The 5,622-nt window shown below is 67.0% G+C and carries 8 protein-coding genes and 1 pseudogene; 4 read left to right on the forward strand and 5 right to left on the reverse strand.

Features of this window, described 5'->3' with window-relative positions; translation table 11 throughout:
* A pseudogene (locus tag JZ791_RS43220) lies at positions 1-325 on the forward strand (hypothetical protein); the annotation flags it as partial.
* Positions 325-1,107 carry an ESX secretion-associated protein EspG gene (locus JZ791_RS43225; RefSeq protein WP_216903636.1) on the forward strand — a complete coding sequence of 261 codons (783 nt, stop codon included), beginning with the start codon at positions 325-327 and terminating at the stop codon, positions 1,105-1,107. The pseudogene JZ791_RS43220 and the gene JZ791_RS43225, both read left to right, overlap by 1 nt.
* On the opposite strand, the gene JZ791_RS43230 is transcribed toward JZ791_RS43225, so the two are convergent.
* Both JZ791_RS43230 and JZ791_RS43235 read right to left on the reverse strand, forming a co-directional pair.
* Positions 1,104-1,256 (reverse strand): hypothetical protein, encoded by a 153-nt coding sequence (locus JZ791_RS43230; protein ID WP_216903638.1) that lies wholly within the window; start codon positions 1,254-1,256, stop codon positions 1,104-1,106. The genes JZ791_RS43225 and JZ791_RS43230 overlap by 4 nt on opposite strands.
* A gap of 161 nt (positions 1,257-1,417) precedes the next feature.
* A complete protein-coding gene (locus JZ791_RS43235; RefSeq protein WP_216903640.1) occupies positions 1,418-1,681 on the reverse strand; it encodes a helix-turn-helix transcriptional regulator in 264 nt (87 codons plus the stop codon).
* Positions 1,682-1,770: 89 nt separating this feature from the next.
* Between JZ791_RS43235 and map the strand changes: the two genes are divergently transcribed.
* Together map and JZ791_RS43245 are read left to right on the forward strand one after the other, a co-directional pair.
* Entirely contained in the window at positions 1,771-2,538 is a 768-nt protein-coding gene (gene map, locus JZ791_RS43240; protein ID WP_216903642.1) for a type I methionyl aminopeptidase, read from the forward strand.
* Between the two features lie 100 nt (positions 2,539-2,638).
* Positions 2,639-3,022 (forward strand): PPOX class F420-dependent oxidoreductase, encoded by a 384-nt coding sequence (locus JZ791_RS43245; RefSeq protein ID WP_308163492.1) that lies wholly within the window; start codon positions 2,639-2,641, stop codon positions 3,020-3,022.
* A gap of 195 nt (positions 3,023-3,217) precedes the next feature.
* Here the strand turns inward: JZ791_RS43245 and JZ791_RS43250 are convergent, their stop codons facing one another.
* From JZ791_RS43250 to JZ791_RS43260, 3 genes are all read right to left on the reverse strand, one after another.
* A complete protein-coding gene (locus JZ791_RS43250; protein WP_216903646.1) occupies positions 3,218-3,397 on the reverse strand; it encodes a hypothetical protein in 180 nt (59 codons plus the stop codon).
* A gap of 148 nt (positions 3,398-3,545) precedes the next feature.
* Positions 3,546-3,935, reverse strand: a complete 390-nt coding sequence (locus tag JZ791_RS43255; protein WP_216903648.1) for a PPOX class F420-dependent oxidoreductase — start codon at positions 3,933-3,935, stop codon at positions 3,546-3,548.
* 227 nt (positions 3,936-4,162) lie between these two features.
* The coding region (locus JZ791_RS43260; RefSeq protein WP_254207353.1) for a cobaltochelatase subunit CobN at positions 4,163-5,622 on the reverse strand (1,460 nt) is incomplete at its 5' end.

Raw genomic sequence — 5,622 nt, forward strand, 5'->3', positions numbered from 1 at the left:
GACCCCACCGCCGGCCGCCCCTGCGCCCAAACCGGTCTCGAACGCCCCGGGCGCCACCGCCGCCCACCCGGGCGCGCCGAATTCCATTGTGCCCGACACACTCGCCGAGCCCGCGGCGACGGCAGTGACCGGCGCAGCGACGGTCGAACTCTCCGACGACCAGCACCATCATCCCGACGACGATCATCCTCGCGCACCGCGCGTCCGGGTCAGATACGAGGGCGATCGGGACCGATTGAACAAACAGGTCGACCTCAAACACGAGTCGCACGCGGCCGAGATGGCCCGTATCGATGACTATGTCGAGCCCACGATAGGTGAATAATGACAACGTGGTCGTTCGAGGAGGAGGAATTCGCAGCCCTGTGGTTCGGGCCGGCGAACGACCGGATGCTCTACCCGCTGGATTATCTGTCCCGATTCGCCCATACGAATGAGCGCGACCGCTTCTGGGAGCAGGTACGCCACCACTATTCCGACAAGGGCGAGCTGACCTGGGATCAGGCGGACATGCTGCGGCGTGCGTTCACGGTGCTCACCGCGCCGGAGGTGTGGGCCGAGGTACACGGCGTCTCGGATCAGGCGGGCCCGATCCGGGTCGCCGCCGCCCGGCACGACCGACAGGCCGCTCTCGCAATACAATTCACACGCAAACCCCGCATCGAGATCAGCCTCATCACAGCGGACACCCTGGCCACCCAGCTCGCCGGTCTACTGCCGCACTGCCCACCCGGCGCCCGCCCGCCGGAGGCGTTCGCCGTCACCGACCTCTACCCCGAACGCCACCCGACCGTCCACTACGCCGGGGAATCCACTCCGCTGCAACGATATCGGCGACTGATCCGCCGCCCCGCCGACGGCGCCGGCCTGATCACGGTATTCCGCGGCCCCCGCAACACCGGCGCCGAACAACCCCGCAAAGTCGGCTGCGTCCGCTGGTACGACATCCGGGACGACGGCCGCTACCTCGAATCCGGCAACAACACCATCACCGTCCAGCCCGCCGACCAACCCGCGATCCAGTCCGCCATCGCCCGCCTCCTGGACTCCGCCCTCGACGAATACCGCGACTACGTCGACGATCTCGGCGAATTCGCCCGCCGCTAGATACGCGGCGAACAACCGATTCTGTCGACGATCTCACCGTTCGGGATCGTCATCCCGAACTCACCACGGTTGCCGATGTCCTGAGCAGGATCGGCGACCAGCATGATCACGCCGACGCGCTCACCGAGCGTCCATTGCCGGCCGCTCACCCGATGCGCTGCTGAACAATCTGTCTTATCGATCCGCTCTCGCAGCCGGGCATCGACCGCCGAATCCTGCTGCCGACAGCGGGAACCCTTATCGCCGAGAAGGATTCGACGAGCTTGCCCGGCAGTCCGGGCTGACACCTACCATGGCGAGGCCCTCTCGCTCAGGCGGATTCCGCGAGGCTGACCGATTGCCAGACATCGGCGAGATGGTCGAGGGGGATGTCCAGGGCGCGGCTCAGGCCGACGACCGTGCCGAAGGCGGGGCTGGGCAGGCGGCCGGACTCGATCTTGCGGAGCGTCTCGGGGGAGATTCCGGCGGTGCGGGCCACCTCGGCGAGATCCCTGTCCGCACGGGCTGCACGCAGGTAGCAGCCGAGACGACGACCGGCCTCGACCTGGGCGGGGGTGAGTGGGAGGCGGACCATGCGGGTCAGCCTACCGGATCACCGCCCGGCTTGGTATTTAAATACCACTCGAGCTAGGTTGGTATTTAAATACCCAACTGGAGGCATTAGTGGTCGAGTTGAAGACGCCCGCCGAGATCGAGAAGATGCGGGTGACCGGGCAGTTCGTTGCCGACGTTCTGGCAGGGCTGCGCGAGCGCGCCGTCGTGGGGGTGAATCTGCTGGAGTTGGAGCAGTACGTGCGCGAACGTATCCGGGAACGCGGCGCGGTGTCGTGCTACTGGGACTACTCGCCGTCCTTCGGCCGCGGGCCGTTCCGCAACACCGTCTGCCTGTCGGTGAATGATGCTGTGCTGCATGGACTTCCGTTCGACTATCCGCTGTGCGACGGCGACGTGCTGACCATGGACCTGGCCGTAGGCATCGACGGCTGGGTGGCCGATTCGGCGACCACGACGATCGTCGGCACAGCAGCCGAACCCGACCGCCGCCTGGTCGCCACCACCGAGGAGGCCCTCGCCGCCGCCATCGCAGTGGCGGTGCCGGGTAATCGGATCGGCGATATCTCCGCCGCCATCGCCGCCGTCGCCCGCACCCACGGCTATCCGATCAACACCCAATTCGGCGGGCACGGCCTGGGCCGCACCATGCACGAGGATCCGCACATCCCGAACGACGGCCGTGCCGGACGCGGATTCCGCCTCCTCCCCGGCCTGACCATCGCCATCGAACCGTGGTTCGCCGCCACCACCGACCGCATCGTCGTCGATCCCGACGGCTGGACATTGCGCTCAGCCGACGGTTCCCGCACAGCCCACAGCGAACACACCATCGCCGTCACCGACGACGGCCCCCAGATACTCACCCTCGCTGCCTGACACCCTGCCGTCCACCCGAACTCGATGTATTGGGCGAAGAGCCATCAGGCGCGGGATGTCGGGGCGACAGCACGCGGATTATCTCAGTAGGCTGCCAGGCGTGGACAATCCTTTCGGCGAGGTCGGCACCGCCGACTACGTTCTGCTCACCAGTTTTCGCAAAGACGGCACGCCGGTCGGCACCGCGCTGTGGGCGGCGCTGGACAACGGCAAACTCTACGTATGGACCGTGACGGACAGCTGGAAGGTCAAGCGCATCCGTCGCAATCCACAGGTGACGCTGCAGCCGTGCGACCGTTCCGGTAAGCCGCACGGCGCCGTCGTGAAGGGCACCGCAGAGATTCTGGACGGCGCCGCCGCCGACCGGGTGCGCGGCATGATCCGCGGCAAATACTCGGTGCTCGGCTGGCTCATCGTCACCGGCAGCACCCTCCGGCGCGGCAAAAAGGGCACTGTCGGCATCGAAATCACCGCCGACGCGTAGGCTTTCGCCCAACACAGCTCCGCATCGCAACGGATGCGCCGGATCCACGGCCAGGTGCGACCCCATAAAATCAATGGCCCTGCTACAACCGCACGCAGCTGCCGATTCATCGCGATACCGGCCATTCCGATCGATACCTCGCACGCGACCAGAACACCCGCGCCGACCCAACCCGAACAGCCACGCCAACACCACCTACAGCACCGGATCGCAATGGATGCGCGAGGTTTTCGGCTGCGGCCACACGGAAAGGCCGTAGCCATTCCCGTCAATACCGCACGCCGCCAATACGATCACCTTCGGCCAGTTGAGAAAGCCGACGTGAACCAGGCTGGCCCAGGCAGGATCAATGGACGGGTAGTTGTTACCGCGCACGCGACCCCAACGACCACGTCGACACCACCCACACGGCCGCTGCCGGCAACCGAGAGTCGACCCGAGCCAGGCTGGCATGGACAGGGATCAATGCGGGGGCCAGTTGTTGCCGACGTCCCCTGACGAGCAGGCTCCTACTCGCCGCCGCCTACTCCGGACCGACCTGCTGAGTGATGGCGATGCCGATCGAACGGTCGCGGCCCAGGAACAGCTTGTGCGCTCGGATCATGACGGTGCCGATCACGCCGTATTTGCGGCCGACCACACCGCGCACACGCTCGGTACCCGCCTCGTCGAGCAGCGCCGCCGTGCCGGTCAGCACCTCGCCGCCGTCGGTGCGACCACGGTTGTCGCAGCGCTGCAGCGTCACCTCGGGGTTGCGGCGGATCCGCTTGACCTTCCAGGTCTTGGGGTTGGTCCACACGACGATCCGGTCGCCGTCGGGCGCCACCCAGACGGGCGCACCCACCGGCGTGCCGTCCTTCTTATAGGTCGTCAGCAGGGCGTATTTGCTCTGTGCCAGTTCGTTCCATGTCATGCGACAACGCTATGCCCCGGCTTCGAGCCCCGCATCCGTATCCGGACGCATCCGCAAATACCACCGGGAACGTAGCCCCCACCGGTCCAGGCTGAGGAGAACCGGCCTCCCGCTACATTCTTGCGGCCGATTTGTCCGGAACCGGACAGAAGAGGCGACAAAATGTAGCAAAAGGCCGGGCCGGAGCCGCCCTCCTCGATCAAAACGACGAGATCAGCAGCGAACCGCTACTCCAGTTCCCCTTCGGTCTCCAGGTACACCTGCCGCAGCCGCTCGAGCGTCTCGCGTTCGGGTTCCTCCCACAGGCCGCGCTCGGCCGCCTCGAGCAGGCGTTCGGCGATACCGTGCAGGGCCCACGGATTCGACTGCTCCATGAACTTGCGATTGATCTCGTCGAAGACGTAACTCTCGGAGAGTTTTTCGTACATCCAGTCGGCCACGACATTGGTCGTCGCGTCGTAGCCGAACAGGTAGTCCACGGTGGCGGCCATCTCGAACGCCCCCTTGTAACCGTGCCGCCGCATCGCCTCGAGCCAGCGCGGATTCACCACGCGGGCACGGAATACCCGGGCGGTCTCCTCCGAGAGGGTGCGGGTACGCACGGCGTCGGGCCGGGTGCTGTCGCCTATGTAGGCCTCCGGATTCGTGCCGGTCAGCGCGCGCACCGCGGCCACCATGCCGCCGTGGTACTGGAAGTAGTCGTCGGAGTCCGCGATGTCGTGCTCGCGGGTGTCGGTGTTCTTGGCCGCCACGGCGATTCGACGGTAGGCCGCGCGCATATCGTCCGCGGCGGGAGCGCCGTCCAGGTCGCGGCCGTAGGCGAAACCACCCCACGCGGTGTACACCTGCGCCAGATCGTCGTCGGTGCGCCAGCTCTTGGAGTCGATGAGCTGCAACAGCCCCGCGCCATATGTGCCCGGCTTGGAGCCGAAAATCCTTGTGGTGGAGCGTCGTTCGTCGCCATGCTCGGCCAGGTCGGCTCGGCTGTGCGCGCGTACGTAATTCTGTTCGGCGGGCTCGTCCAGCCCGGCGACCAACCGGACCGCGTCGTCCAGCAGCGCGAGCACGTGCGGGAAGGCGTCGCGGAAGAAGCCGCTGATGCGCACGGTCACGTCGATGCGCGGTCGGCCCAGCTCCGTCACCGAGATCGGCTCCAGCGTGGTGACGCGGCGGCTTGCCTCGTCCCAGATCGGCCGAACACCCAGCAGCGCAAGCACTTCGGCTATATCGTCGCCCGAGGTGCGCATCGCCGAAGTGCCCCACACCGAAAGCCCGACCGAGCGCGGGTACTCCCCGTGATCGGCCAGATACCGCTCCAGCAGCGAATCCGCCATCGCCTGGCCTGTCTCCCACGCCAGCCGCGAGGGCACCGCCTTGGGATCCACCGAGTAGAAGTTCCGCCCGGTCGGCAGCACGTTGATCAAGCCGCGCAGCGGCGACCCGCTCGGCCCCGCCGGAATGAATCCACCGTCCAGCGCGTGCAGAATCCGATCGACCTCCACCCCCGTCTGCCGCAGCCGAGGCGCCACCTCGGTCGCCGCGAACCGCAGCACCCGCCGCACCGCGTCCGACCGCGCGGTCATCGGCTCCGAGGAACCGGAGGCACTGCCCGGGAACGCCGCCGAAACCGCCTCGTGCGCGGCAACACTCGCCTGTCGATCCGGAGTCACCCCGCCCGGACCCGACC

Source organism: Nocardia alni, assembly GCF_019038435.1.
Classification (GTDB): domain Bacteria; phylum Actinomycetota; class Actinomycetes; order Mycobacteriales; family Mycobacteriaceae; genus Nocardia; species Nocardia alni.

What these genes read in the sequence shown, in the direction of transcription:
- JZ791_RS43225 (WP_216903636.1), top strand. Translation starts at nt 325, where the DNA reads ATGACAACGTGGTCGTTCGAGGAGGAGGAATTCGCAGCCCTGTGGTTC.
- JZ791_RS43235 (WP_216903640.1), bottom strand. Translation starts at nt 1,681, where the DNA reads ATGGTCCGCCTCCCACTCACCCCCGCCCAGGTCGAGGCCGGTCGTCGT.
- JZ791_RS43255 (WP_216903648.1), bottom strand. Translation starts at nt 3,935, where the DNA reads ATGACATGGAACGAACTGGCACAGAGCAAATACGCCCTGCTGACGACC.